20 protein-coding genes are annotated in these 26081 nt (G+C 66.4%); 16 read left to right on the forward strand and 4 right to left on the reverse strand.

All coding sequences use genetic code 11. The features are described 5' to 3' along the window. Positions 1 to 102 precede the first annotated feature (102 nt). From EI171_RS04225 to EI171_RS04240, 4 genes are all read left to right on the forward strand, one after another. A complete protein-coding gene (locus EI171_RS04225) occupies positions 103 to 1629 on the forward strand; it encodes a caspase family protein (protein WP_161532677.1) in 1527 nt (508 codons plus the stop codon). 146 nt (positions 1630 to 1775) lie between these two features. Then, positions 1776 to 2447 carry an OmpA family protein gene (locus EI171_RS04230; RefSeq protein WP_028175667.1) on the forward strand — a complete coding sequence of 224 codons (672 nt, stop codon included), beginning with the start codon at positions 1776 to 1778 and terminating at the stop codon, positions 2445 to 2447. Positions 2448 to 2605: 158 nt separating this feature from the next. Further along, positions 2606 to 3535 (forward strand): efflux RND transporter periplasmic adaptor subunit, encoded by a 930-nt coding sequence (locus EI171_RS04235; protein WP_060909784.1) that lies wholly within the window; start codon positions 2606 to 2608, stop codon positions 3533 to 3535. Beyond that, positions 3535 to 6678 carry an efflux RND transporter permease subunit gene (locus EI171_RS04240; protein ID WP_161532678.1) on the forward strand — a complete coding sequence of 1048 codons (3144 nt, stop codon included), beginning with the start codon at positions 3535 to 3537 and terminating at the stop codon, positions 6676 to 6678. The genes EI171_RS04235 and EI171_RS04240 overlap by 1 nt, the downstream gene beginning before the upstream one ends. 15 nt (positions 6679 to 6693) lie before the next feature. Here EI171_RS04240 and EI171_RS04245 read toward each other — a convergent pair whose 3' ends face one another. After that, positions 6694 to 7368, reverse strand: coding sequence for a Crp/Fnr family transcriptional regulator (locus tag EI171_RS04245; protein WP_011083189.1), 675 nt, complete (start codon positions 7366 to 7368; stop codon positions 6694 to 6696). Positions 7369 to 7604: 236 nt separating this feature from the next. Between EI171_RS04245 and EI171_RS04250 the strand changes: the two genes are divergently transcribed. From EI171_RS04250 to EI171_RS04260, 3 genes are all read left to right on the forward strand, one after another. Next, positions 7605 to 9680 carry an AsmA family protein gene (locus tag EI171_RS04250; protein ID WP_161532679.1) on the forward strand — a complete coding sequence of 692 codons (2076 nt, stop codon included), beginning with the start codon at positions 7605 to 7607 and terminating at the stop codon, positions 9678 to 9680. A 248-nt stretch (positions 9681 to 9928) separates the two neighbouring features. Beyond that, entirely contained in the window at positions 9929 to 12376 is a 2448-nt protein-coding gene (locus EI171_RS04255) for an adenylate/guanylate cyclase domain-containing protein (RefSeq protein WP_161532680.1), read from the forward strand. A gap of 396 nt (positions 12377 to 12772) precedes the next feature. Next, positions 12773 to 13639 (forward strand): hypothetical protein, encoded by an 867-nt coding sequence (locus EI171_RS04260; RefSeq protein WP_161532681.1) that lies wholly within the window; start codon positions 12773 to 12775, stop codon positions 13637 to 13639. Here the strand turns inward: EI171_RS04260 and EI171_RS04265 are convergent, their stop codons facing one another. Both EI171_RS04265 and EI171_RS04270 read right to left on the reverse strand, forming a co-directional pair. After that, on the reverse strand, positions 13640 to 14911 hold the full coding sequence (locus EI171_RS04265) for a Spy/CpxP family protein refolding chaperone (RefSeq protein ID WP_161536922.1): 1272 nt from the start codon (positions 14909 to 14911) through the stop codon (positions 13640 to 13642). A gap of 136 nt (positions 14912 to 15047) precedes the next feature. Then, complete coding sequence (locus tag EI171_RS04270) at positions 15048 to 16073, reverse strand: LysM peptidoglycan-binding domain-containing protein (protein WP_161532682.1); 1026 nt, start codon at positions 16071 to 16073, stop codon at positions 15048 to 15050. A gap of 185 nt (positions 16074 to 16258) precedes the next feature. On the opposite strand from EI171_RS04270, the gene EI171_RS04275 reads away from it, so the two are divergent. The 5 genes from EI171_RS04275 to EI171_RS04295 all read left to right on the forward strand — a co-directional run bounded on the left by EI171_RS04275 (position 16259) and on the right by EI171_RS04295 (position 22709). Beyond that, complete coding sequence (locus EI171_RS04275; protein ID WP_161532683.1) at positions 16259 to 16951, forward strand: hypothetical protein; 693 nt, start codon at positions 16259 to 16261, stop codon at positions 16949 to 16951. A gap of 318 nt (positions 16952 to 17269) precedes the next feature. Beyond that, positions 17270 to 19933, forward strand: coding sequence for an EAL domain-containing protein (locus tag EI171_RS04280; protein ID WP_161532684.1), 2664 nt, complete (start codon positions 17270 to 17272; stop codon positions 19931 to 19933). Between the two features lie 279 nt (positions 19934 to 20212). Continuing rightward, entirely contained in the window at positions 20213 to 20491 is a 279-nt protein-coding gene (rpsU, locus tag EI171_RS04285; RefSeq protein WP_011083197.1) for a 30S ribosomal protein S21, read from the forward strand. Between the two features lie 103 nt (positions 20492 to 20594). Then, a complete protein-coding gene (locus EI171_RS04290) occupies positions 20595 to 20855 on the forward strand; it encodes a hypothetical protein (protein ID WP_038967442.1) in 261 nt (86 codons plus the stop codon). 159 nt (positions 20856 to 21014) lie between these two features. After that, positions 21015 to 22709 (forward strand): GMC family oxidoreductase, encoded by a 1695-nt coding sequence (locus EI171_RS04295; protein ID WP_161532685.1) that lies wholly within the window; start codon positions 21015 to 21017, stop codon positions 22707 to 22709. Between the two features lie 120 nt (positions 22710 to 22829). On the opposite strand, the gene EI171_RS46385 is transcribed toward EI171_RS04295, so the two are convergent. Continuing rightward, the gene (locus tag EI171_RS46385) at positions 22830 to 22952 is read right to left on the reverse strand and encodes a hypothetical protein (protein ID WP_256380414.1); all 123 of its coding nucleotides are present in this window, start codon (positions 22950 to 22952) and stop codon (positions 22830 to 22832) included. 312 nt (positions 22953 to 23264) lie between these two features. On the opposite strand from EI171_RS46385, the gene EI171_RS04300 reads away from it, so the two are divergent. The 4 genes from EI171_RS04300 to EI171_RS04310 all read left to right on the forward strand — a co-directional run bounded on the left by EI171_RS04300 (position 23265) and on the right by EI171_RS04310 (position 26013). Beyond that, on the forward strand, positions 23265 to 23402 hold the full coding sequence (locus EI171_RS04300; protein WP_156149861.1) for a hypothetical protein: 138 nt from the start codon (positions 23265 to 23267) through the stop codon (positions 23400 to 23402). Positions 23403 to 23535: 133 nt separating this feature from the next. Then, positions 23536 to 24660: a beta-propeller fold lactonase family protein gene (locus EI171_RS04305; RefSeq protein WP_161532686.1), complete on the forward strand. Its 1125-nt coding sequence runs from the start codon at positions 23536 to 23538 to the stop codon at positions 24658 to 24660. Positions 24661 to 24728: 68 nt separating this feature from the next. Next, positions 24729 to 24899 (forward strand): hypothetical protein, encoded by a 171-nt coding sequence (locus EI171_RS44590; RefSeq protein ID WP_165448133.1) that lies wholly within the window; start codon positions 24729 to 24731, stop codon positions 24897 to 24899. A gap of 223 nt (positions 24900 to 25122) precedes the next feature. Beyond that, positions 25123 to 26013 (forward strand): efflux RND transporter periplasmic adaptor subunit, encoded by an 891-nt coding sequence (locus EI171_RS04310; protein ID WP_028175680.1) that lies wholly within the window; start codon positions 25123 to 25125, stop codon positions 26011 to 26013. The last annotated feature ends 68 nt before the right edge of the window (positions 26014 to 26081 follow it).

Below are 26081 nucleotides of genomic sequence, written 5' to 3' on the forward strand. Positions count from 1 at the left end.
GTTGACGCCCCCTCTCCCCGGTTTGATAATGCACATTGCGTAAGTTAAGGTCGCCGCGGCGCAAGCTGGGAACGGCGCCCTTTTGGCTGGACCGCGCTGATTATGAAAATTCGCTTCCTTTTCCTTCTTGCCTTGCTCGTTTCGCTCGTCCCGACCGCACCGTCGCTTGCGGTCGGCGACCGTTATGCGCTGGTCATCGGCAACGCCAAATATCCGGATGCAGACGCCCCGCTGAAGGAGCCGCTCAACGACGCACGTGACGTCGCCGACGAGCTCAAGCGCGACGGCTTTTCGGTCGAGATCGGCGAGAACCTGACCGGCGACGGCATGCGCCGCGCCTTCGACAAGCTCTACGGCAAGATCAAGCCGGGCTCGGTGGCGCTGGTGTTCTTCAGCGGTTTCGGCATCCAGTCGGCGCGCCAGAGCTACATGCTGCCGATCGACGCGCAAATCTGGACCGAATCCGACGTACGCCGCGACGGTTTCAGCCTGGAAGCCGTCCTCGGCGAGCTCAACACCCGCGGCGCCGGCGTCAAGATCGCGCTGATCGATGCCTCCAGGCGCAACCCGTTCGAGCGCCGGTTCCGCAGCTTCTCGGCCGGCCTGACCCCGGTCATCGCGCCGAACGGCACGCTGGTGATGTATTCGGCGGCGCTGGCCTCGGTGGTGTCGGACGCCGGCGGCGAGCACAGCCTGTTCGTCCAGGAACTGCTGAAGGAAATCCGCGTCCCCGACCTGATGGCCGAGGAGACGCTGAACCGCACCAAGATGGGCGTCACCCGCGCCTCGCGCGGCGAGCAGGTGCCGTGGATATCCTCTTCATTGGCCGAAGATTTCTCGTTCATTCCGGGAGCCGGCGGATCGCGTCCGACAATGGCGCCGCCGCCCGCGCCCCCCGCGCCGCCACCCGTCGTCGCCAACACCCCGCCGCCGGCACCACCGGCGCCACCATCACCGCCTCCGCCGCCGAAGCCGGCCGACACGGCGGCCGCACCGGCTCCCGCGCCCGTCCCGGCCCCATCACCGAAGCCGCAGGTCGAGGCCGCCTTGCCCCCGCCGCCACCGCCGGTGAAACCGGCCGACCCCGCTCCCGCGCCGAACGCGGACGCCGGGCCTAGCGCGGCCGCCCTGGCGGAGGACCCCACCATCAAGGGCCTGACGGCCAAGATCGCGGCCAATCCTGACGACGTGAACGCGCTGTACCGGCGCGGCCAGGTCTATGCCAGCAAGGGCGCCTACAACCTCGCCATCAAGGATTTCGACGACACGCTCCGGATCAACTCGAAGGACGTCGAGGCGCTGAACAACCGCTGCTGGACCCGCACGGTGGTCGGCGATCTCCAGGGCGCGCTGAAGGACTGCAACGAAGCGCTGCGGCTGCGGCCGAACTTCGTCGATGCGCTGGACAGCCGGGGGCTGGTCAATCTGAAATCGGGAGCGGTGAGGAACGCGATCGCCGATTTCGATGCGGCCCTGAGGATCAATCCCCGCCTCACCTCCTCGCTGTACGGACGGGGCATTGCGAAGCAGCGCAACGGCTCCGCCCAGGAAGGGGCGCTGGACATTGCCAATGCCAAGGCGATGGATCCGAACATCGTTCAGGAATTCGCAAGCTACGGAGTACGCTAGTATTTTTTTGAATTGAGGCAACCGACGCCTCGAACCTCGGCGGCCCAGGCAAGACTAATGGACGGATGCCGCAGGCGGCCTTTCCCGGGGGGCCTATTGCAGGAATTTTGGAACCACGCAGCTCGGCTGCGCAGGAGGGACTGGCAATGAGATCGGCTGCAAAAGGACTTACCGCAATCCTGTCCATCATGGCCATTGGCGCCGCGCTGTCGCTGCCGGCCTCACCCGCATTCGCCGGCGACGACGGCAACAGCAAGAACGTCACCGAGGACGAGATCGTCCGCGCGCTGGCGCCGCCGCAGAAGAAGCCGCTGACCCGCGGCCTCTCGATCGCGCCGCAGGCCGACCCCGCGCCGAGCGCGTCGGAGACCAAGCTGATCCAGTCCGTGCGCGGCCGCTCGACGCGCTCGCTGTCGTCGACCGAGCGCGAGGAAATCGCGTCAGTCGCCAAGGACAAGCCGAACATCGATCTCGAGATCACCTTCGACTACAACTCCGCCAACATCAGCACCAAGTCGCTGGCTTCGGTGCAGGCGCTCGGTCGCGCGCTGACCAGCCCCGACCTGAAGGGCTCGACCTTCGTGGTCGCCGGCCACACCGACGCCGCCGGTGGCGAGAGCTACAACCAGGACCTGTCTGAACGCCGCGCGGATGCGATCAAGCGCTACCTCGTCGAGAAGTACAGCATCTCCGCGACCGACCTCGTCACCGTCGGTTACGGCAAGAGCAAGCTGAAGGACCCGAGCCAGCCGATGGCCGAGGTCAACCGCCGCGTGCAGGTCGTCAACATGGAAAACAAGACCACCGCATCGAAGTGAGCACGACGCAATCCGTTGAAGTGACCGTGCGTGATGTGGTGTAAAGTCTCGCTTCCAAAGCGCGTCCCGCAGCCTTGCGGGACGCCGCTTTGTTTCAGGGAAACGCTCTCAGCAGGCCTCGTGCGGATGGCCGTGAGCCAGGCCAGGACAATCCGGCGATGAACGTCTCCGACTATCTCAAGCCTGCCGGAACCGTGGCGTTCATCGTCGCGCTCGGCATCGGCTATTATCTGTTCGAGCATCGGCGTCGCCCCGAGGCGAAGGAAACGCCGGGCGAGGCGCTCGTCATCGTGACGAAGTCGACCAATGCCTGCTTCTCCGACCTCGTCCGGGTGACCGGCTTTTTCGTGCCGCGCCGCGAGGCCGTGGTCGTCGCCGACCAGGAAGGCTCCCGGGTCACCGACCTCTTCGTCACCGAAGGCACCATGGTCACCGACAACCAGGAGCTGGCGCGCCTGACGGCGCCGCCGCAGATCCCGGGCCAGCCGCAGCGGCCCGGCGCGCAAGGCCCGATCTCGCTGAAGGCGCCGGCGCCGGGCCTCGTCACCGAGGTTCGCACCATCGTCGGCGCGCCGGCCTCGCCGCAGGCCGGCCCGATGTTCCGCATCGCCGTCAACAACGAGATCGAGCTCGACGCCCAGGTCCCGGCCGTGCACATGCCCAAGCTCAGCGCCGGCGCGACCGTGCGCATCAGCCGCGACGACGCGCCCGATCTGATCGGCCGGGTGCGGCTGGTTGCGCCCGAAATCGACCGCGCCACCCAGCTCGGCCGCGTCCGCATCAGCGTCACCAACAATCCCTCGCTGAAGGTCGGCGTGTTCGCCCGCGCCTCGATCGACGCCAAGCGAAGCTGCGGCGTCGCGGTGCCCAAGACCGCGATCGACCATCTCACCGTGCAGGTCGTCAAGGGCAACACGATCGAGACGCGCAAGGTGCGGGTCGGGCTGTCGTCCGACACCGCGACGGAAATCCTGGAAGGGCTCGACGTCGGCGAAATCGTCGTGGCCGACGCCGGCTCTTCACTGCATGACGGCGACCAGATCAAGACCATGTTCGCCGATGAACTCGATCGCACGCGGGTACGCTGATGGCTCTCAATATCTCGGCATGGTCGATCCGGAATCCGCTGCCGTCGGTCGTCTTTTCGATCATCCTGCTGATCCTCGGCTGGACCTCCTTCGCCAAGCTCGCGGTGACGCGGCTTCCCTCGGCCGACATTCCCGTGATCTCGGTCGCGGTGTCGCAGTTCGGTGCTGCGCCCGCCGAGCTCGAATCCCAGGTCACCAAGACCATTGAAGACGCGGTCTCCGGCGTCGAGGGTGTGCGGCACATCACCTCCTCGATCACCGACGGCTTGTCGCTGACCACCATCCAGTTCGCACTCGAGACCAATACCGACCGCGCGCTCAACGACGTCAAGGACGCAGTGACGCGGGTGCGCTCCAACCTGCCGCAGAACGTCACCGAGCCCTTGATCCAGCGCGTCGACGTCATCGGCCTGCCGATCGTGACCTATGCGGCGATCTCGCCCGGCAAGACGCCTGAGCAGCTCTCCTATTTCGTCGACGACGTGGTCAAGCGCGCGCTCCAGGGCGTGCGCGGCGTCGCCCAGGTCGAGCGCATCGGCGGTGTCGAGCGCGAGATCCTGGTCTCGCTCGATCCCGACCGCCTCCAGGCGATGGGCCTGACCGCCGTCAATGTCAGCCAGAGCCTGCGCGGCACCAATGTCGACGTCGCCGGCGGCCGCGCCGAGATCGGCAAGAACGACCAGGCGATCCGCACCCTGGCCGGCGCCAAGACGCTGAGCGACCTCGCCGGCACCATGGTCCCGCTGTTCGGCGGCGGCGAGGTCCGGCTCGACGATCTCGGCACCGTCACCGACACCATCGCCGACCGCCGCACCTTCGCCCGCTTCAACGGCGAGCCGGTGGTCGCGCTCGGCATCAAGCGCTCCAAGGGCGCCAGCGACGTGAAGGTCGCCGACGCCGTGCAGAAGCGCATCGACGCGCTCAAGGCCGCCTATCCCGACGTCGACCTCAAGCTGATCGACACCTCGGTCGAATACACCAACGGCAATTACGAAGCGGCGATCTCGACCCTGTTCGAGGGCGCCATCCTCGCCGTCGTCATCGTGCTATTGTTCCTGCGCGATCTGCGCGCCACCATCATCGCCGCGATCTCGCTGCCGCTGTCGATCTTCCCGGCATTCTGGGCGATGGACCTCCTCGGCTTCTCGCTCAACCTCGTCAGCTTCCTCGCCATCACGCTGTCGACGGGTATTCTTGTCGACGACGCCATCGTCGAGATCGAGAACATCGTGCGGCACATGAACATGGGCAAATCGCCCTATCGTGCCGCGCTGGAAGCCGCCGACGAGATCGGCCTCGCGGTGATCGCGATCTCGCTCACCATCATCGCAATCTTCGCCCCCGCGAGCTTCATGTCGGGCATCGCCGGACAGTTCTTCAAGCAGTTCGGCATCACCGTCTCGGTGCAGGTGTTCTTCTCGCTGCTCGCGGCGCGCTTCGTCACGCCGGTGCTGGCCGCCTACTTCCTCAAGCATGGCCATCACGAGGAGCCGCCGCCCGGGCGCGTGCTGCGGTCCTATCACCGGATCGTGGCCTGGTCGGTGAAGCACTATTTCATCACGGTGCTGATCGGCTTCGGCATCTTCGCCGCCTCGATCTGGAGCATCACGCTGCTGCCGCAGGGCTTCCTGCCGGCGCAGGACAGCGCGCGCTCGCTGCTTGCCCTCGAGCTGCCGCCGGGCACCCAGCTCGCCTACACCGAAAAGGTCACCGAGGACATCGTCGCGCGGCTGCGCAAGCGGCCCGAGGTGAAGAGCATCTTCGTCGACGGCGGGCGCGTCCCACCCGGCACCCAGGAAGTCAGGCGCGCCGCCCTCATCATCAACTATACGCCCAAGGGCGATCGCGACATCACCCAGCGCGAGCTGGAATTCTCGATCAGCCAGGAGCTGGAGAACATTCCCGACATCCGCTTCTGGTTCCTCGACGAGAACGGCCTGCGCGCGATCTCGCTGGTCGTGACCGGCGTCGACGCCAACATCGTCAACAACGTCGCCAGCGAGCTCGCGACGCAGATGAAGCGGATTCCGACCATCTCCAACGTGATCTCGGAAACCACGCTGGAGCGGCCCGAGCTGCGCATCGAGCCGCGCGCCGATCTCGCCGCACGCCTCGGTGTCTCAACCGAAAGCCTGTCGCAGACCATCCGCGTCGCCACCATCGGCGACGTCGGGCCTGCGCTTGCCAAATTCGACGTCGGCGACCGCCTGGTGCCGATCCGGGTGCAGCTCGAGGACGCCGCGCGCGGCAACCTCAAGACGCTCGAACAGTTGCGCGTGCCGCTCGGTGAGCACGGCGAGAAGGGCGGCGTGCCGCTCTCGGTCATCGCCGACGTCAAGCTCGACCAGGGTCCGACCAGCATCAACCGTTACGACCGGGACCGCCAGGCCACCGTTGCCGCCGACCTCGTCGGCTCCGCGGCGCTCGGCGATGCCACCAAGAAGATCAACGAGCTGCCGGTGATGAAGAGCCTGCCGAAGGGCGTGAAGGTCTCACCGTCCGGCGACGCTGAAAGCCTGAACGAGCTGTCCGACGGTTTCGCCACCGCGATCACCGCGGGCCTGATGATGGTCTATGCCGTGCTGGTGCTGCTGTTCGGCACCTTCCTGCAGCCGATCACCATCCTGTTCTCGCTGCCGCTGTCGATCGGCGGCGCCATCGCGGCCCTGCTCGTCACCGGCAAGCAGCTCACCACGCCGGTCTGGATCGGCATCCTGATGCTGATGGGCATCGTCACCAAGAACGCGATCATGCTGGTGGAGTTCGCCATCGAGGCGATCCGCGACGGCAAGCCGCGCGACGAAGCCATGATCGACGCCGGCATGAAGCGCGCCCGCCCGATCGTGATGACCACGATCGCGATGGCCGCCGGCATGATGCCGAGCGCGCTCGCGGTCGGCGCGGGCGGCGAATTCCGCTCGCCGATGGCGCTCGCGGTGATCGGCGGCCTGATCTTCTCGACCATCCTGTCGCTGGTGTTCGTGCCCGCGATGTTCATGGTGATGGACGATCTCGGCGCCCTGATCTGGCGCTTCGGCAAGCGGCTGATCGTGCACAGCGAGGATACCGAGGCCCCCGGTCATCACGAAGCTTCGCCGGCACAGCCGGCACCGAAGAGCATCGTGCATCCGGCGGCGGAGTAAGGTTCGCGAGAGCCCCTACTCGTTCCGCGCGATCGCCGTCAGCTTGGTCATGTTCCTCAGCAGGATGCGGCCACGCTGGAGATCGAGGATCGCGTCCTTGCGCCAGGCCTGAAGCTGGCGGTTGACGCTTTCGCGGGCGGCGCCGACGAAGACGCCGAGCTGCTCCTGCGAGATGTGCACCTCCGAGCCGAAATCGGCGGCGAGCGCGCAGAGCCGCCGCGCGAGGCGAACCGGCAGCGGCTGCAGCATGGACTCTTCCATGCGCTCGCTCTGCCAGCGGATGCGCTGGCACAGCAGCGCGATGATCTTGATCGCGACCTTCGGCTCGCGCTCGAGGAAGGCGAGAAAGTCTTCGCGCCGCAGCACGAACAATTCGCTGGCCTCGCCCGCGGTCGCGTCCGCAGTGCGGTTCTGGCCGTCCAGCACCGCGACCTCGCCGAACAGGTCGCCCGGCCCCATGAAATTCAGCGTCAGCCGGCTGCCGTCGGCGGCGCCGGTCTCGATACGGACCTGGCCGCGGCGCATGCCGAACAGCGCGTCTCCGGCATCGCCCTTCTGGAACAGCACCTCGCCGTTCGCCAGATGCTGGGTGTGGCAGAGATTGGACAGCCGCTGGAGCTCGTCTGCGCCGAGATCGGCGAACATCGGGTTCATCTTCAGGATGACCGCAAATTCGGCCTGCTTGCTCATTTCAACTTCCTTGTGAATTTACTTGTCAATTTCGCTGGCAAATCGGCTGGAACCATCAACGTCCAGAATCGCGTAAAACCGCGCCGGAGAAGTGTGTCATAAGTCACATAACTTTGCAGCACCCCCTGACTATTTTTGACCGCTTGGAGCGGCTTCCCGTCCCGGGATAAACTCACGCGCATAGGACGGGTGAGCGGCCGGGTTCGGCACCGTTCGTCCGTCGTTGGAAAGTCGACATGAGAGCAGTGAAATTCGCCGGCGCCGCGGTCGCCGCTGTCGTCATCGTGATCGCGCTTCTCCTCGTGGTCGGGATCCCATCGGGCTTCCTGACCTCGACGATTGCGTCGCGGGTCGAGAGCGCGACGGGCTATCGCCTGTCGATCGACGGCACCACCAGGATCAGCCTGTGGCCGACGCTGAACGTCACCTTGAACGATCTCACGCTTCAGGATCCGAAGGACCGCAGCGGCATTACGCGCCTCACCGTCGACAGCGTGCAGGCCGACATGTCGCTCTCCAGCGTCTGGTCAGGCCGCCCGAAGATCAGCGAACTCATCGTCACCCGCCCCGTGCTCTACCAGCCGCTGCTGCGCGAGCGCCTGCCGAATGCCGGCACCTCGTCGAAGCCGCTGGCGCTCGACACGGACGGCGCGACCATCGACCGCGTCAAGGTCACCGACGGCGAGGTCGCATTCGCGCGCGTGCGCGATCGCGTCGAGAGCCGCATCAGCGCTATCAATGCCGATGCCGTCGTTGGCCGCGACCGCAACGTCAGCATCACCGGCACCGCGCGCGTCGGCGAGCACCCGACCAAGTTCGACATCAAGGCGACGACGCCCGCGCCGCCAACCGACCGGCCGACGATCCCGGTGGAGTTCGCCATCGACATGCCTGATGTGCTGAAGTCCCGGCTCGCAGGTCACGCCGAGATGCGGCTGAGCGGCGATCTCGTGATGATCAACGGCGTAAACGGCACGCTCGGCGACGGCGCGTTCAACGGCTGGGCCTCGGTCGACATCGCGAGCAAGCCTCTGGTCAAGGTCGATCTCGACTTCCAGCGGCTCACGATTCCGCTGGCGAAATCGCCGGACGGTGCGTCCGGACAGCCCTGGAGCAATGCGCCGATCGACGTGTCCGGGCTCAATTATGTCGATGCACAAATCAGGATCTCCGCGAACGACGCCGTGATCGGCGATGCGCGTCTTGCGCCGCTGGCGCTCGATGCAAAGCTCGCCGGCGGCGTGCTGAAGGCCGGCACCGCCAATCTCGGCGCCTATGGCGGCCAGGTCTCCGGCGAAGTGATCCTGGATGCGACCAGCGGCGCGCCGAGCTTTGCCATGCATTCCGACCTCGTCGGCGTGCGCGCGCTGCCCCTGCTCCAGGGCCTTGCCGAGTTCGACCGGATCGACGGCAAGCTGCAAGCCAAGCTCGCATTGCGCAGCGCCGGCACCAGCCAGCGCGCCCTGATGGCGAACATGCAGGGCACGGCCTTCGTCAATTTCCAGGACGGCGCCATCCGCGGCATCAACGTCGCGCAGATGATCCGCTCGCTGACATCGGGCACGCTGTCCGGCTGGCAAGACAACCAGAACAGCAGCCAGGACCAGAGCACGGATTTGTCGCAGCTCTCGGCCTCCTTCCGCATCGACAAGGGACAGGCGGTGACGACCGATCTCAACCTGATCGGGCCGCTGGTGCGCGTGACCGGCGCCGGCACCATCGCGCTCGACACCAAGATGTTGGGCTTTCGCGTCGAGCCGAAGCTGGTGATGACCACCGAGGGCCAGGGCCGCGCCTCCGAGCCGGTCGGCTTCGGCATCCCCGTGATGATCCAGGGCAGCTGGTCGCAGCCGCGGATCTACCCTGACATGGCCGGCATGCTCGACAATCCCGACGCCGCCTATGCCAAGCTGCGCGAGATGGGCAAGGGCCTGTTCGGGCCTGATGGCGCCGGGCTCGGCAATATCCTGGGCAGCCTTGGTCTCGGCGGCACGACCGCGCCGGGTGGCGGCAATGCAGGCAGCAACGCCAATCCGCAAACCCAGCAGCCGGGACAGAACAATCTGCTCGGCGGCCCGCTGGGCGAGGCGCTCGGCAATCTGATCCAGCAGGGACTTTCCAGCGGAGCTGCAACCGGCACTGGCACCGGCCGCAGCCGCAGCCTGCCCGCGACGCCGTCCACACCGGCACCGCAGGCCTCGCCCGCGCCGGCGCCCCCGGCCCCGGCCCCGGCCCCGGACGAGCCGCCGGTGGCGCAGCAGGACAGCCAGCCCATGAACGACGTGTTGCGGCAGCTCTTCAATAATCGATGATTGGCGGACCAACAGGCTGGACTCCACGCCAATCCCTTACATCGGCCCGGCCTTTCCCTGCTTCCTCCGAACGGATGAGCCTGCGACAATTCACCACCCTTTAGGCCCGACCCGGCGTCCACTTCGGGTAACCACGCCGGCCGGTCCTCCGGTCCCCGGGACGTCCCTTGGCCCAAATTGTGATAGAAGGGCGGCTGGGCCTGTACGGCCCGTAGCGCCGGCGTCGATGGCGGCGCGAGAGGATCCGGATGGCGGGAGCGAACGACAAGACACGGTTTCTGCGCGAGGGCCTGTTCGCCAAATACGTCGTCTCCCTCGTCGGCCTCGTCGTGTTCGTCCTCGCCGTCAGCGGCGCGATGGAGACCTGGATCTCCTATCGCGCCACCAAGACACAGCTGACCGACGGGCTGGAGGACAAGGCGCAGGCCGCGGCCCGGCGGGTGGAACAGTCGATCTCCGAGCTCGAGCGCCAGATCAGCTGGGTGACCCGCGCGAGCCAGGACACCCTCGAGAAGCGCCGCGCCGACTACGCCCAGCTCCTGCACCAGGTCGCGGTGGTCAACCAGCTGTTCCAGCTCAACGGCGAAGGCCGCGAGGTGCTGCGCGTCTCGCGCCAGTCGACCACGACCGGCGGCAATGCCGACCTCTCCCGCGACATGCGCTTCACCGACACCGTCGCCCGCGGCGTCAGCTACGCGCCGGCCTGGTTCTCCGACAGGACTCCGTTGATGTCGATCTCGGTGGCGCATTCCGGCTTCAACGCCGGCGTCACGGTCGCTGAGATCGATCTCAGCTTCCTCTCCGAATTGCTGTCCGACGCCCAGGTCGGCAAGGCGGCCTTTGCCTATGTGGTCGATCCGCGCGGCCGCGTGCTGGCGACGTCCTCGAAAGGACCCGATGTCGGCAAGGACCTCTCCAAGCTGCCGCAAGTGGCTGCCGCGATTTCGCCCGGCCGCGGGCCCGACACGTCAGGCACCGACTTCAACGGCTATTCGGTGCTGACCGCCGCGAGCACCGTACCGAAGCTCGGCTGGAGCGTGCTGTTCGAGCAGCCGACCACGCAGGCCTTGACGCCGATCCGCGATCAGCTGGTGCGCATCGCGCTCTTGATCGGCATGGGCCTGATGGTCGCGATCCTCGCCGGCACGCTGCTCGCCCGCCGCATGATCATTCCGATCACGGCGCTGCGCGACGGCGCGCACAAGCTCGGCGAAGGCGATTTCAGCCACCGCATCGACGTGCACACCTCCGACGAGCTGGAAGATCTCGCCGGCCAGTTCAACCGCATGGCCACCCAAATCCAGGAGACCTATTCGAACCTGGAGACCAAGGTCGAGGAGCGCACCCGCGATCTCGCTCAATCGATCAACGAGCTCAAGGTGCTGGAAGAGGTCGGCCGCGCCGTCGCCTCCTCGCTCGATCTCAACGCGGTGCTGCCGACGATCGCCGCCCGCGCGATCGAGATCACCCATGCCGATGCGGTGCTGATCTACGGCTTCGACGCCGGGACGCGTCGCTTCAACCTGGTCGAATCCAACGGCATCGACAAATCGGCAGACGGCGCCCATGTCACGATCGACGAAGGCGACAACATCCTGAGCGATGCCGCGGCGAGCTGTGAGCCGATCGCGCTTGCCGATCTCGACCATGCGGCCGAGCAGCCGCTGCGCGACGTCGCGATCGCGGCCGGCTTCCACTCCGTGCTGGTGGTACCGCTGGTGGACCAGCAGGGCACGCTCGGCTCGCTCGTTGTTTTGCGCCGTGCCGGCGGCGAGTTCGCCGGCAGCATCATCGGCCTGATGCGCACCTTCGCGAACCAGGCGGTGCTGGCGATGCGCAATGCGCGCCTGTTCACCGAGGTCGATCACAAGAGCCACGCGCTGGAGGCGGCGCACGAGACCGTGCGCGCCCAGGCGGACAAGCTGCGCGTGCAGACCGAGCAGCTCAAGGACTGGAACAAGTCGCTGGAGGAGCGCGTCGAGAAGCAGCTCGGCGAGATCGAGCGCATCCGCAAGCTCGAGCGGTTCCTCGCACCGCAGGTCGCGCAGTTGATCGCTTCCTCCGACAGCCCCGAGGGGCTGCTCACCAGCCAGCGCCGCGAGGTCACGGTCGTGTTCTGCGACCTGCGCGGCTTCACCGCGTTCACGGAAGCGACCGAGCCGGAAGAGGCGATGAACGTGCTGCGCGAATATCACGCGGCGCTCGGCACGCTGATCTTCAAGTATGAGGGCACGCTCGACAAATATGCCGGCGACGGCGTGATGATCCTGTTCAATGCACCGATTCAATTCGAGGACCACACCCAGCGCGCCGTGAAGATGGCGGTGGAGATGCGCGACACCATCGGCCCGCTGACCGAGCGCTGGCGCAACCGCGGGCATAGCCTCGGCTTCGGCATCGGCATTGCACTCGGCTATGCGACGCTCGGCCAGGTCGGCTTCGAGCAGCGGCTGGAATATGCCGCGATCGGCAGCGTCACCAACCTCGCCTCGCGCCTCTGCGGCGAAGCCAAGGCCAACCAGATCGTGGTCAGCCGCCGCGTCTACGGCATGGTCGAACCCTGGGTGGAGGCGCGCGCGCTCGACGATCTCGTGCTCAAGGGCTTCAATCATCCCGTGCTGGCGATGGAGATATTGAGCTGGCGCGAGGAAGTGGAGAACGTGGTGGATGCCGCGGCGGCGCGCAGGCGGGGGTAGCCCTCGCTCTCAGCCGCACGCTCGCTGCGTTCCCTCCCCCCTCGCGGCAGGGCAATCGCATTTGAGGCCGTTGCTCTGCGGCCCATCCTTCGAGACGCCCGCCTTTGGCGGGCCCTCAGGATGAGGACGGAGTTCGCGGCAGCAATTTCGACCGGCAAAGATGCCGCTTAGCCTCATCCTGAGGAGACCGCGGAGCGGTCGTCTCGAAGGACGAGGCGCGCGCTCACGCCCTGCCAAAAGTCATATGCGATTACCCTGCCGCGAGGGGGGAGGGAGCGCAGCGGCGCAAGCCGCACCGTCGTCGCGACTCTTGCGACGACACTACGAACCACATCCCTCCTCCCCGCGACTAACCATCGCCTCAACGACGAGGCCCACTCTCGATGGGAGACGATCGTGGCGCTTGGCTTGCCTTCGCGTGCGTATGACTTGCAGATGCTGGACCGTCCGACTGAGCGTGCGCGCGACCACGGCTGGGTCTATGGCTTGCCGCCGGGCATCACATCCGAGCAATGGCCGCTCGATCCCGTCACCGGCTATCCGTTGATGCACGGGTTTACGCTTCTGCTGCCGGACGATTATCGCGTGCATGGCGACGACATCGTCGCGGTGTCGTTCTTCGCGACCGCGCCCGATCACAATGACGGCGGCGCGCCCGACGACCCTGAGATCCGCGAGGCGGTGCTGGCGCGGCCCGCGCATCCGCGCCTGTCGCGCATGACCGACATCCTCGACTACGAATATGCCGCGCTGCTGCTGACCAAGGCTGAATATGACGGCGCGTTCGCGACGCCGCCGGCGCCGCTTGCGCTGGCCACCGCCGACCGGCCGCGCTGGCTGGATGTCGGCGGCGCCAATGCCTTCTTCGAGGCCGCCGCGCCCTACGCCAGGAAGATGTTCGCCGCGCCGCCGCGCGCCGATCTCGCCGAGACCCGCGCGATTGGCTTGACGCCGCGCGCGGCCGATCCCAATGCCGGCAAGGGCCCGCAGGACGAGCACGTCCGCCAAAACCCACCGACCGGCTATCAGCCCTATTACTATTATGTCGGCGGCGTGCCGAGCCGCGACAATTTTCGCCTGCACGATTGGAGCAAGGACCACGCCCACAACCATCTCGGCGGCACCATGCGGCCGTGCCAGGCGGTGCCGGAGATGAGCCCGTTCTACATCGAGTTCGAGGAATATTTCGGCGGCTACAATTTCGGCGGCGGCAATGCGCAGCTCGACTTCAAGGAGATGAAGTTCGACTGGGCGTGCGGATAGTCACGCCCCCCGCTTCGGTCCGATCGCCTCGAAGCCGGCCTTCTGCTCGTCGCTCAGGTCCGCCTCGAAATCGTCGAGCGCATCGGCAACGCCGTTCACCGCTTGCAGCATCGTCTCCAGCCGTGCCTTCACGGCCGTGAGGCGGCCTTGCGGTGTCGCGGCAGGCTTGGCCGGGCAGGCGCTCAGCGTCTCCATGGTGCGCAGCGTGGTGTCCTGGAGCACGTCGAGCCGGGCGCGGCCGATGTCGTCGAGGCGAAGCGTGGACGCGATGTCGGCGACGGGCCATTGCTGCTGCACGAGCTGCTCATACTGGCGCTGCAGCTGGGGGTCATAGCGAGGATCGCTGTCCGCCGCGCAAGCCGCGGCTGCCTGCGCATCCTTGTGCTGGCTTGACGCGAGCGCGGCGCGAGCCTCGTTGGCCAGCGCATCGAGCCTGGACTTCTGGTTCGCGTCGAGAAGATCGACAAATTTCGAAAGCGGCGGCGCGACCGCGTCCGTTGCCTTGATCATGGCCTCCAGGCGCTCGCGCATCAGGCCGAGGCGCTCGGATGCGGTCGCAGGCACCTGCGCCGGGCAGGTCGCGCGAATGCTGTTGCGGGCAGCTAGCCAGGCGGCACTGAGATCGTCGAGCGCGGTGCGCTGCAATTCGTTCGGCTGCACGGCAGCGGTGATGCGATCCGCCGGGAAGCCGGCGGGATCGCTGACGTCACAGATGTTTTGCGCCGACGGAATCCTGCGCGCAAACCGGCCTTGCGGCGCGGCGTAGGCGGCAAGCTCCTTGGCCGCATAGGGCGAGAACAGCGCGGCGTAGATGTCGCCGTAGCCGTAGAGCGAGATGCTGGTCGTATCACCAAGAATGATTGCATTGGCGAGATCGTCATGGGCGAACGGCCAGAACACCGGACCGGCCCAGCCATAGCTGCCGTCGGGGTGGCGCCACCAGCCCTGCGGGCGGCGGCCGCCATGCCAGCCCGACAGCGCCGCTTGCGCCGTGAGCGCCGCGCGCAGAATGGCGGGATTGAGCGGTTGCCGGCCCTCGACGCCGCGGGGATCCTGCGACCGCAACGCGGCGGAGCGGTATCCGCCGCCTCGCACCGCCATGCGGGCATGACGCAGGCGCGACAGGCCGATCACGTGACCGACGGCGAACCGCGCGACGCCGAGCGGCCCGCCGCGCAGTCCGAACTGCGCTTCGGCCCTGTTCGGCAGCAGCACGGCCAGAACGACAAGGGCGGCGCCCGCCAGCACGGGGGCCATCCGTGATCCCGACATGATCGCTGACCTGACCACCTTGGCCCTCCTCCAGCGCCAAGCGCGCACCACCTCGCATCACATGACGCGCGGGGGAACCAAAGGTTCCGGGAGTACGACGGTCAAAGCGTCGCGGCGGTGAGAAGAAGCGCCGCGTTCATTCCGCCTTTTGCGGCAGCACAAGAGTCTGGCCGGGATAGATCAGGTTCGGGTTGTGGATCTTGGCGCGGTTGGCGTTGAAGATCACGGCGTAGCGGGCGCCGTCGCCGTAAGCGAGCCGGCTGAGCGCCCACAGGCTGTCGCCGCGGGAGATCACCCGGCTGCCGCCCGCCTCCGCCTGTGTGCCGCTGAGGGCGTCGCCCGGCGACGCCGATGCGACCGTCGTGGCGGCAGGCGCTCGCGCCATGCTGCCCCTGGATTTCGTCGCGCCCATCATTCTGGGCCGCGCCGCGGGCCTGTCCGATCCCGACGGCAGGGATGCCACGACATCCGATCTCGCGTCCGGCGTCTCGGCCCGCTTCGTTTCCAGTTTGGCGGCGGGCGGTGCAACACGCGCCGGCGGCGGCGGCGCCTCCGCGATCGTCACCGGCATGGTGCGGTTGGACTGCGTGACGGTGCCATCCGGCGCCCTGGCGCGCAGGGTCAGCTCGTAGCTGCCGGCGGGAAGTTGCGGCGGCGTCATGACGAACTGGCCCGATGCATCGGCCACGACCGAGTGAAGCGGCTGGCCGTCGCGCAGCAGCTCGACCTTTGCGCCCGGCGTGGCCTGGCCCGCGATCACCGCCGCTTCGCCATGGTCGTCGATGCGGGCGACGTCGAACCGGGGACCGGCGTCGGTCGCGGCCACCGGCGGGTTGACCGGCACGAGATCAGCCAGCGCCGTGACCTGCTTCTGCGTCTCGGCCAATGGACCCGCAGGCTTCGGCGCGGCGGCGGACGCGGGCGGCGCGCCGGCGGCGAGCTTCGGTTCTTCGGGCGTCGGCGCTGCCTTGGTCTCGGCTTTAGGTTCGGTCTTGATTTCGGCGTTGGCTCCGACCTTGGCCTCGGGCTTGGCCGCGACGGCGATCTCGGTGCTCGTCCCGCCCGGCAACAGGCGGCGCAGCTCGGTGGGGCCGATCACCAGCACGGTGCCGACCACTGCGAGCAGGCAGAATGCAATGAAAGCCTTGGAAGCGGTCATCATCAGAAAGCAGACCCTTGCTGGCAAATCGGCCGATGACGGCAAGTTGCTCCGATTTGGCTACGGCAGCAAGACGGTCGAAGGGATTACCGCCCTCCGTTCCCACCCGCCACGGATGAACCGGCGCGGCCCCGTCGGCGTCAAATGATCGAGGCCGCATCGCGGCCTATTTTTTGAGGATTTTTCCCGTGACTGCATTCTGCCGCCCCGCGCCATGGCTGGCGCTTGCCGTGATGCTCGCCGCCACCCCCGCACTTGCCGCCTCGGGCCCGCCGCCGGACTACATCCTCACCGACAATGCCGATCTCGCCTTCACCTCGCCCGACGGCGCCACCCGGATCGAGCAGTACATGAAGGACAGCAAGGATTTCGACGTCAAATGGCAGGCCTGGGCGAGGAACGGCGAGCGGATGACGGAGCTGAAGCCCGAGCAGGGCTATGGCGCCGGCTTCCGCTTCACCAGCGACTCGCAATGGCTGGTGCGGATGCAGAAGACCGGCTCGGGCGAGCAGGATCTGTTTCTCTACCATGTCGAGAACGGCGCCTTCGTGAGCGCGACGAAGAAGTCGCTCAGTGACCTCGCCTGGGCCTATTTCCACAGCCGGCCGGACACGAAGAACATGAAGCTCGACTACCACATCTCGGCCAATCTGATGAAGGGCACCGAAGATGCTTATCGCTGGCTCGGCGTTGACTGGCCCAACAATCGCTACCTCCTGATCTCGCTGTCGGGCGAAATGGACAAGCATCCGAAGAACGTCGCCGTGAAGGGACTGGCCGACTGGAAATGCCGTTATGACCACAAGACCGGCAAGTTCGACGTGCCGGCGATGTTCGCCAAGGGCAACGCGGAGGCGCTGAACTGGGAGATCAAGCGGTGAGATTTGGCCTCGCCGGCCCCCTCCAAAGCGGGGCGATCTCATATGTCTCCTTGGCGCCAGTCTACGCGCGCCTCGCCCTTCGAGACGACCGCTTCTCGCGGTCTCCTCAGGATGAGGCTAAGCAGCATCGGCGCCCGCTAAAATTGCTGCCACGCACTCTGCCCTCATCCTGAGGAGCCCGCCAAAGCGGGCGTCTCGAAGGATCGGCCGCCCCGAGAACCAACCTCCCGATTCCGTTCCGATTCATATTTTCGTAACCCTCACTGGTAACGGGGTCTTGTCGGTTTTGCTGCATCTTGCATCCCACGGGAGGGCTGGATGGGCACATCGATCCGATGGACCGCGCGGATGCGCGCGCTGCTGCGCCGTTGGCGCGGGGCGCCGCTGACATGGCTGATCGTCGGCGGCTTCGTGCTGATGGCTGCAACCGCCATCGGCACCGCGCTCACCGTCGACCGCTTCCGGCAGAATGCGATCGAGAGCGGCCGCGACAGCCTGGAGAGTGCCGTCCGCCTGCTGGTCCGCCATTTCGACCGCGAGTTCGCGGATTTCGCGGTGCTCCAGAAGAGCGTCATCGCCGAGCTCGAAAGCCACGGCATCGCCTCCACCGACGTCTTCCGCAGCGAGATGGGCACCCTCGCCATGCACGAGGCGTTGCGCGCAAAAGCCAGCGGCTGGTCCGACGTCGCCGGCGCCAATGTGTTCGACGCCAACGGCGTGCTCATCAACTCGTCGCGGCGCTGGCCGGTCGCCGACATCTCGGTCGCCGACCGCGGCTATTTCAACCGCCTCAAATCCGACCCGACCTCGCAGGAGGAGATCGAGGTCGTGCCCGGACGGTTCGGCAACGGACCGGCGATCGTGTTCGCGCGGCGCGTCTCCGGCCCCCATGGCGAATTCCTCGGCATGGTCTCGCGCGCGATCACGCCCGACCAGCTCGAATCCTTCTTTGCCTCGACGGGACTCGGCGAGGATTCCTCGATCGCGATGCACCACCAGAACGGCCAGCTGCTTGCGCGCATTCCGCATGTCGACGCGATGATCGGGCAGAACTACCACACCGGCTCCCCCGAGCAGAAAGCCGTGTTCGAGCGCACCTTCGTCACGATGCAGCTCGCGAGCCCGATCGACGGCAAGGACCGCATCGTCGCCTCCCGCCTCCTGACCGGCGCGCCGCTGGTGATCGTTGCGACCAGGTCGCTGGACGCGACGCTCGCCACCTGGCGCACGCAAACGAAATTCTTCGTCACCGTGGCCGTGCTGTCGATCGGCCTGCTCGTCCTGACGCTGTTCCTGATCTTCCGCCAGATGACCCGCCGGCTCTCGCTGGAGAAGCAGCGGCTCGACACCGCGCTGAACACCATGACGCAGGGCCTTCTGATGTTCGACCAGGACGAGCGGCTGATCGTCTGCAACCGGCGCTACATCGAGATGTACCACCTGTCCACCGACGTGGTGAAGCCCGGGGCCTATTTCCGCGACGTCATCCAGCACCGCCACGACACCGGATCGTTCGACGGCGACGTCGATTCCTATTGCGACGGCATTTTGGGCAGTGTCGGACGGACCCAGAGCACGATCGTCGAGACCGCCGACAGCCGCCTGATCGAGATCAAGAACCAGCCCGGCGCCGCCGGCGGCTGGCTTGCCACCCATGACGACGTCACCGAGCGCATCCGCGCCGACGAACGCATCGCGCATATGGCGCATTACGACGCGCTGACCGACCTGCCCAATCGCGTGCTGATGCGCGGCCATCTGGAACGCCGCGTGGCGGAGCTTGCCGAGGGCAAGCCGTTCGCGATCCTCTATATCGACGTCGACGAGTTCAAGGGCGTCAACGATTCGCTCGGACACGAGGTCGGCGACGAGCTGCTGCGCCAGGTCGCGAACCGCCTGCGCGCCTGCGTCAGCGGCAACGACCTCGTCGCGCGGCTGGGCGGCGACGAATTCGCCATCGTCAAGGCCGGTACCCGCGACCAGGCCGAGCTGACGGCGCTGGCGGAAACGATCCTCAACGCATTGCGTGCGCCCGTGAACTGCAAGGGCCAGGAGGTTCCGACCGATGCCAGCATCGGCATCGCGATCGCGCCCGACCACGGCGACAATCTCGACGACCTGCTCAAGCGCGCCGACCTGGCGATGTATGCCGCCAAATCCGAGGGCCGCCGCACCTTCCGCGTCTTCGTGCCCGAATACGACGCCAAGGCGCGGCTGCGCCGGCAGCTGGAGCTCGATCTGCGGCAGGCGCTCGCGCGCGGCGAGTTCGAGGTGCACTATCAGCCGCTGGTCGACCTCGCGGCCAATGTCGTGACCGGCTGCGAGGCGCTGCTGCGCTGGCACCATCCGGAGCGCGGCATGGTCTCGCCCGCCGACTTCATTCCGGTCGCGGAAGACACCGGACTGATCGGCGAGATCGGCGAATGGGTGCTCAAGGAGGCCTGCACGGAGGCGGCCTCCTGGCCCGGCGATATCCACATCGCCGTCAACGTCTCGCCGGTGCAGTTCCGTTCCAAGACGCTGGCGCTCAAGGTCGCCGCCGCGCTTGCCGAATCGGGCCTGGCGCCCGGGCGGCTCGAGCTCGAGGTCACCGAAACCGTCCTCATTCGCGACGACGAGGAGGCGCTGACGATCCTCCAGCAGTTGCGCGAGCTCGGCGTGCGCATCGCGCTCGACGATTTCGGCACCGGCTATTCGTCGCTGAGCTATCTGCACCGCTTCCCCTTCGACAAGATCAAGATCGACCGCAGCTTCATCAGCGACATCGGCGAGCCCGAGGACTCCTCTCCGATCGTCCAGGCCGTAGTGCACATGGCCGCCGCCCGCCGCATGGCGACGACGGCCGAAGGCGTCGAGACCGAGGCGCAGCGCGAGGTGCTGCGGCAGCTCGGATGCAGCCAGATGCAGGGCTGGCTGTTCAGCCCGGCCGTCCCCGCCGCGAAGCTGAAGCGGTTGCTGTCGGCGCAGGCGGCCGCGGCTTAAGCGCCGTTTGCGGAGGCGATGACGGTGAAAACACCTCTCGCACGGCCCCGAATCGGCTTCAGGTGGCGAATTGACGCGAACGGAAGCCTTATCGATTGACACGGCGGCCCGGGAGTGTTCACGTCGTCCCCGAACTGTATCGCGGCGCCAAGCAGCTCGCGTGTTCGAGGCCGGCGCTGAAGATCGCCGTCACTGTCATCCTCACGATCGCAATGAAGCTCCTGCGCAATCGGCTGCGTGCAGGACTGCCGTATTTCGCAGCCGGACGAGGAGACACAATTGCAGGTACTTGTTCGCGACAACAATGTCGACCAGGCGCTTCGTGTCCTGAAGAAGAAGATGCAGCGCGAGGGCGTGTTTCGGGAAATGAAACAGCGGCGCTCCTACGAGAAGCCGTCGGAGAGAAAGACGCGCGAAAAATCCGAGGCCATTCGCCGCGCCCGCAAGCTCGCTCGCAAGCAGGCGATCAGGGAAGGCTTGCTGCCGGCGCCGCCGAAAAAGAAGCTTCCGGAGCGCAAGCCGCCGCTGCCGCAGACCGCTGCCAGGCCCGCGGGCTGAAACGGCGGCACGACAACGCCGTGAGACCGACCGGGCAATGAGAACAGGCCGGCATCGTTGCTGCGCATCTTGTATCCGGGAAGATGGTCCATATCTCATCGGCATGATGAAGCTCACACTCGTCCAGGACCAGGCTATCCAGGCGCTCATGGCAGGCATCGTCGGCGCCGAGACGTTCGATCGCGTCTTCGCGGGCATCCGCTTCGACAATATCGAGGGCACGATGCTCTACGCCTTCGCCGGGAACGCGGAGGTCGCGTCCGACATCGAGGACAGCTACTCGCCCTACATCGCCGCGGTCGCATCGCAGGTGCTGGACAAGCAGGTCGACGTCGTCATCGTGATGCCGAAAGTGCTGCAATAGGGTTCATCGAGCGAGACGGCGCACACCCGCCGTCCGTCTCGCCCCGCGGCATCGTCCCACCCTGCAGACCTCATGGCGCCACCAACAAAAGCCGTGGCGTGACCTCGAAATAAATCCGCGCTAACCTCTTGGGCACAAGAACAAGAGGAAACGCCAATCGTGTACGACTACATTATCGTGGGCGGCGGCTCGGCGGGGTCCGTGCTGGCCCACCGGCTCTCCGCAAAGAGTGCCAACAAGGTCCTGCTCTGCGAAGCCGGACAGGACACACCACCCGGCAACGAGCCGGCCGAGATCAGGGACAGCTATCCGGGCACGGCCTATTTCGATCCGCGCTTCCACTGGACGGAATTGAAGGTCACGACGCAGGTCGTCAGCCACAACAATCCGAACGAAGCGCGTCCGCCCTTGCGCAAATACGAGCAGGCGCGCGTGCTCGGCGGCGGCTCGTCGATCAACGGCCAGATGGCCAACCGCGGCGCGCCGACCGACTACGACGAATGGGATGCGCGCGGCGCCGAGGGGTGGACGTGGAACGACGTGCTGCCGTTCTTCAAGAAGGTCGAGCGCGACCTCGATTTCGACGGCCCGTATCACGGCAAGGACGGCCGGATCCCGGTGCGCCGGATTCCGCGGGAGCACTGGACACGGCATTCGCAGGCCTTCGCCGATGCCTTCCAGCAGGCCGGTCATCAATTCGTGGCGGACCAGAACGGCGAGTTCGTCGACGGCTATTTCGCGGTGACGCACTCCAACCAGGCCGAGCAGCGCGTCTCCGCCGCGATGGGCTATCTCGATCGCGACACCCGCAAGCGCGCCAACCTCACGATCTCCACCAACACGCAAGTTCGGGAGCTGCTGTTCGAAGGCACGCAATGCGTCGGCGTGAAGGCCAGGGTCGACGGGCGGGAGCAGGAATTCCGCGGACGCGAGATCATTCTCTCCAGCGGCGCCATCCATTCGCCGGCGCATCTGCTCCGCGCCGGTATCGGCCCGGTCGGCCACCTCAAGGACATGGGGATTCCCGTGCTGACGGGCTTGCCGGGCGTCGGCCAGCGCCTGATGGATCATCCCTCGATTTCGCTGTCGTCCTTTGTCCGCCGCGGCGCGCGCATGAACGAGCATACCAGGCGCCACATGCAGCTTGGCCTGCGCTATTCGTCCGGGCTGTCAGGGGTGCCGAAGGGCGACATGTTCGTCGTCGTGCTCAGCAAATCGGCCTGGCACGCGGTCGGCGCGCAAATCGGCTCGCTGCTGACCTTCGTCAACAAGACCTATTCCGAGACCGGACAGGTCAAGCTTGCCTCGCGCGACCCTTCCGCAGAGCCGATCGTCGAGTTCAACCTGCTGTCGGACCGGCGCGACCTCGATCGGCTGATGAGCGGCTTCCGCAAGATGGCGGCGGTGCAGATGAGCGAAATCGTCAGGAAGGTGACGGACAAGCCGTTCCCGGCCGCCTATACCGACAAGGTCCGCAAGATCGGCGTGGTCAACACCAGGAACAAGATCCTGACCAGGATCGCGGCAGCGCTCATGGACGGACCGACGGCGCTGCGTCACTATCTGATCGACAATTTCGTGGTCGAAGGCTTCACCTTCGATGACGTGATGAACGACGACGAGGCGCTTGAAGCCTTCGTGCGCAAGGCGACCATCGGCGTGTGGCACGCCTCGTGCTCATGCCGCATGGGCCGGGCCGACGATCCGATGGCGGTGGTCGACAACCAGGGCCGCGTCAGGGGTGTCCAGGGTCTGCGGGTCGTCGACGCCTCGATCTTCCCGGTGGTGCCATGCGCCAACACCAACTTTCCGGTGCTGATGTCGGCAGAGAAGATCGCTGCAACCATGCAGTGAGCGATCCCGGCGGGACGAGGTCCGGAAGCGGAGGCGAGTCCAAACCGGACCTCGGACCGCAGACGTCGCCCTCGGGCGAAGCCGGCGATCGGGGAACAGCATCCCGGTCGGGACGAAAGTTCACATCAGCCGTTTGGCCGCGTGCACTTCGACGAACTCGGCGTCGGGATGCGTGACGATGGTGGCGAACATGATGCCGCTGATGATCAGCGACCAGGCGGTGTCCCAATAAATCCAAAACACGTGCCAGCCTCCGTTTTGGCGTCCTCCGCCCGCGAGATCAGGGGTAACGGCGGGAAGGGGGCTGCCGTTCCCTAGCGATCATGTGGCCCTGCGGCCTGAGATGGTGCAGAGGAAGCGCAGCGCTGTTCAAGTTTGTCGGAGAGACCTTGCGATCGGTTTAACCGGTGTGGCGCTTTGCCACGACATCCTCATCCCGCGGACCCTTTCATCCCCTTGGGCTGTGAACGAGTTCATAGAGGCGCGGCCGTTTGCAGTGCACGATGGTTCACACGCGCCCCGGCGCATCGAACATTCGACCGACGGATTTTCGCCATGCGCAAACGACTCGTCGCCTGGACCATCCTGACCTCGGCATTGCTCGCGGTCGTCGTGTGGACCGTGCTCGGGCCGCCCGACCATCCCGCCGGCCCGAATCTGCACTTCCGCAACCTGACGGCCGCGGTGCGGTAGCCGCCTTCGGCGCGACGCAACCGATACCATTTCGGCATCGATCGATCTCATTTGGAATTTGGTGCGGCGAGGCGCCTGCCGCTATCCTCTGCGACAAAACAACAATGCCGCACTGGCCCCGAGGAGAACGCCCATGCCGAGACCGACACGCTGCGTCGCATCCAAAACGCCCCGCGCTGCGATCGCCACCACCCTCGCCTTCCTTGCCCTCATTTCGGGAGTTCGCGCCGGCATGGCCGAGACCTTCGCCTATGTCGGCAATGCCGACAGCAACGACATCAGCGTGTTCAAGCTGTCCGAAAGCGGCGAGATGACACCGGTGCAGACCGCCGCCTTCACGGGCGTCGAAAAGCCGGGCTCCTCGACGCCGCTCGCGATCACACCCGACCACCGCGTGCTGATTGCCGGCGTCCGCTCGCAGCCGTTCCAGGCGGTGAGTTTTGCGATCGACCCCAAGACGGGCCAGCTCAGCCATGTCGGCAACGGACCGCTCGCCGACAGCATGGCGAACATCGCAACCGACCGCGGCGGCAAGGTCCTGTTCAGCGCCTCCTATGGCGGCAACAAGGTCGCGCTGAATCCGCTTTCCGCGAACGGCGTCGTGGGCGAGCCGAAGCAGGTGATCCCGACCGGGCTGAACGCGCACGCCTTCCTGCCCTCGCCCGACAACCGCTACGTGTTCGCGACCAATCTCGGCTCCGACCAGGTGCTGAGCTTCGCGTTCGACGCCACGACCGGTACGCTCACGCCGAGCGATCCGCCGAACTACAAGGTGCCGGAAAAATCGGGGCCGCGGCACTTCGTGTTCCATCCGAACGGCAAGTTCGTCTATCTCATCCACGAACTGAACGGCGATGTCGCTGCTTTCACCTATGAGGCCAAGAGCGGCGCATGGGACGAGATCCAGCGCACCACCGCACTGCCGGAGGGTTTTAATGGGAAACCCTGGGCCGCCGACATCCACATCACCCCGGACGGGCGCTTCCTCTACGCCTCCGAGCGCACCACCAATACGCTCACCGCCTACAAGGTCGATGCGGCCAGCGGCAAGCTGACCACGGTCGGCAGCGTGCCGACCGAGAAGCAGCCGCGCGGCTTCAACATCGATCCGTCCAGCCGCTACCTCGCCGCGGTCGGCGAGCTGTCCGACGGCATGACGGTCTATGCCATCGACCAGAGCAGCGGCGCGCTCAGCAAGCTGAAATCCTACCCCACCGGCAAGAAGCCGAACTGGGTGGAGTTCCTGAGCCTGCCGTGAGGGGCCGCGGCCGGCCTAAGTAATCATCCGTAATTTCAAAGTCCGGGGCTTTTCATCATATGACGGTCATGGACCGTCATATTGTCTTCAAGTGCCCCCAGACCGGCATGAACGTGCAGCATCGGCTTGGCGACGAGCCGGCCGACCGCACCCACGTGTCCGTACCCTGCCCGGCCTGCACGCGACTGCATCTGATCGACCGTTCCTCCGGCAAGCTGCTCGGCGATCGCCGAAGCTGACCGGCAGCCAGGCAGAACCGTCGCACCCCATCTCGAACCACGAGCTGTGCGGCCGCCGCGCCCTGCCCGGCGGCGAGCGAACCTGTTCTCCAATCCCGCGACTAATCAAAGACTTGCCGCGGCAGCCCGGGCGGCGCGGCATCCCGCTTTGGGACAACGCTGCCGTAGTCCTTGCCGCTGCCATCTGCTATCGATTGGAGGCATAGCCCCCGTGGAATTTCCGATGCGCCATTTGCCCCGTGCCGCTGTTCGAGCCCTGTTTCCCGCAACCATCGCCGCAGTGCTCGTCTTCGGCCAATATCCGGCCGGAGCCGCCGATGACGACGCGCCCAAGGGGCCGGCCGTCACGGTGCTGAAGGTCGCAAAATCCTGCTTCTCCGACATCGTCGAGGCCACCGGCACAATCATCGCGCGCGAGGAGACCTCGGTGCGGCCCGAACGTCCTGGCCTGAAGGTAACGGAAGTGCTGGCGGAAGCCGGCGAAACCACCACCGCCGGCCAGGTGCTGGCGCGCCTCGCGCTGCCCGAAGGCGGCACGCTTCAGGTCACCGCGCCGGTCGCGGGTGTGATCGCCACCTCGACCGCGCAGATCGGCAACCTCGCCTCGGCCAAGGGCGAGGCACTGTTCACGATCGTGGCGCGCAGCGAATACGATCTCGTCGGCCTCGTGGCGACGACCGACATGCGCAAGCTCGCAGTCAACCAGCAGGCGACCGTGCGTATCGCCGGCGCCGGCGACATCGACGGCAAGGTGCGCCGCATCGGGCCGACCGTCGAGCCGAACATCCAGCAGGGCATGGTCTATATCGGCATCTCCTCGCAGAAGCGGCTGCTGCTGAATGCGAGCGGGCGCGCGCTGATCAAGACCGGGCAGAGCTGCAACGTCGCGGTGCCGCTGACCTCCGTGCAATATTCGTCCGCCGGCACCGTGGTGCAGGTGATCCGCCGCAACCGCGTCGAGACCAAGCGCGTCGAGATCGGCTTGATGTCGGGCGGCAATATCGAGGTCCGCGACGGCCTCAACGAAGGCGACGTCGTCGTCGCTCGCGCCGGCGCGCTGCTCCGCGAAGGCGATCCCGTGCGCCCGGTGATGGCCGCGGAAGCGGCGAAGTAGCAGCCACGATCGTCATTGCGAGGAGCTCTTGCGACGAAGCAATCCAGAGTCTTTCCGCGGAAAGATTC

This window comes from Bradyrhizobium sp. LCT2, from assembly GCF_009931255.1.
GTDB classification, from domain to species: domain Bacteria; phylum Pseudomonadota; class Alphaproteobacteria; order Rhizobiales; family Xanthobacteraceae; genus Bradyrhizobium; species Bradyrhizobium diazoefficiens.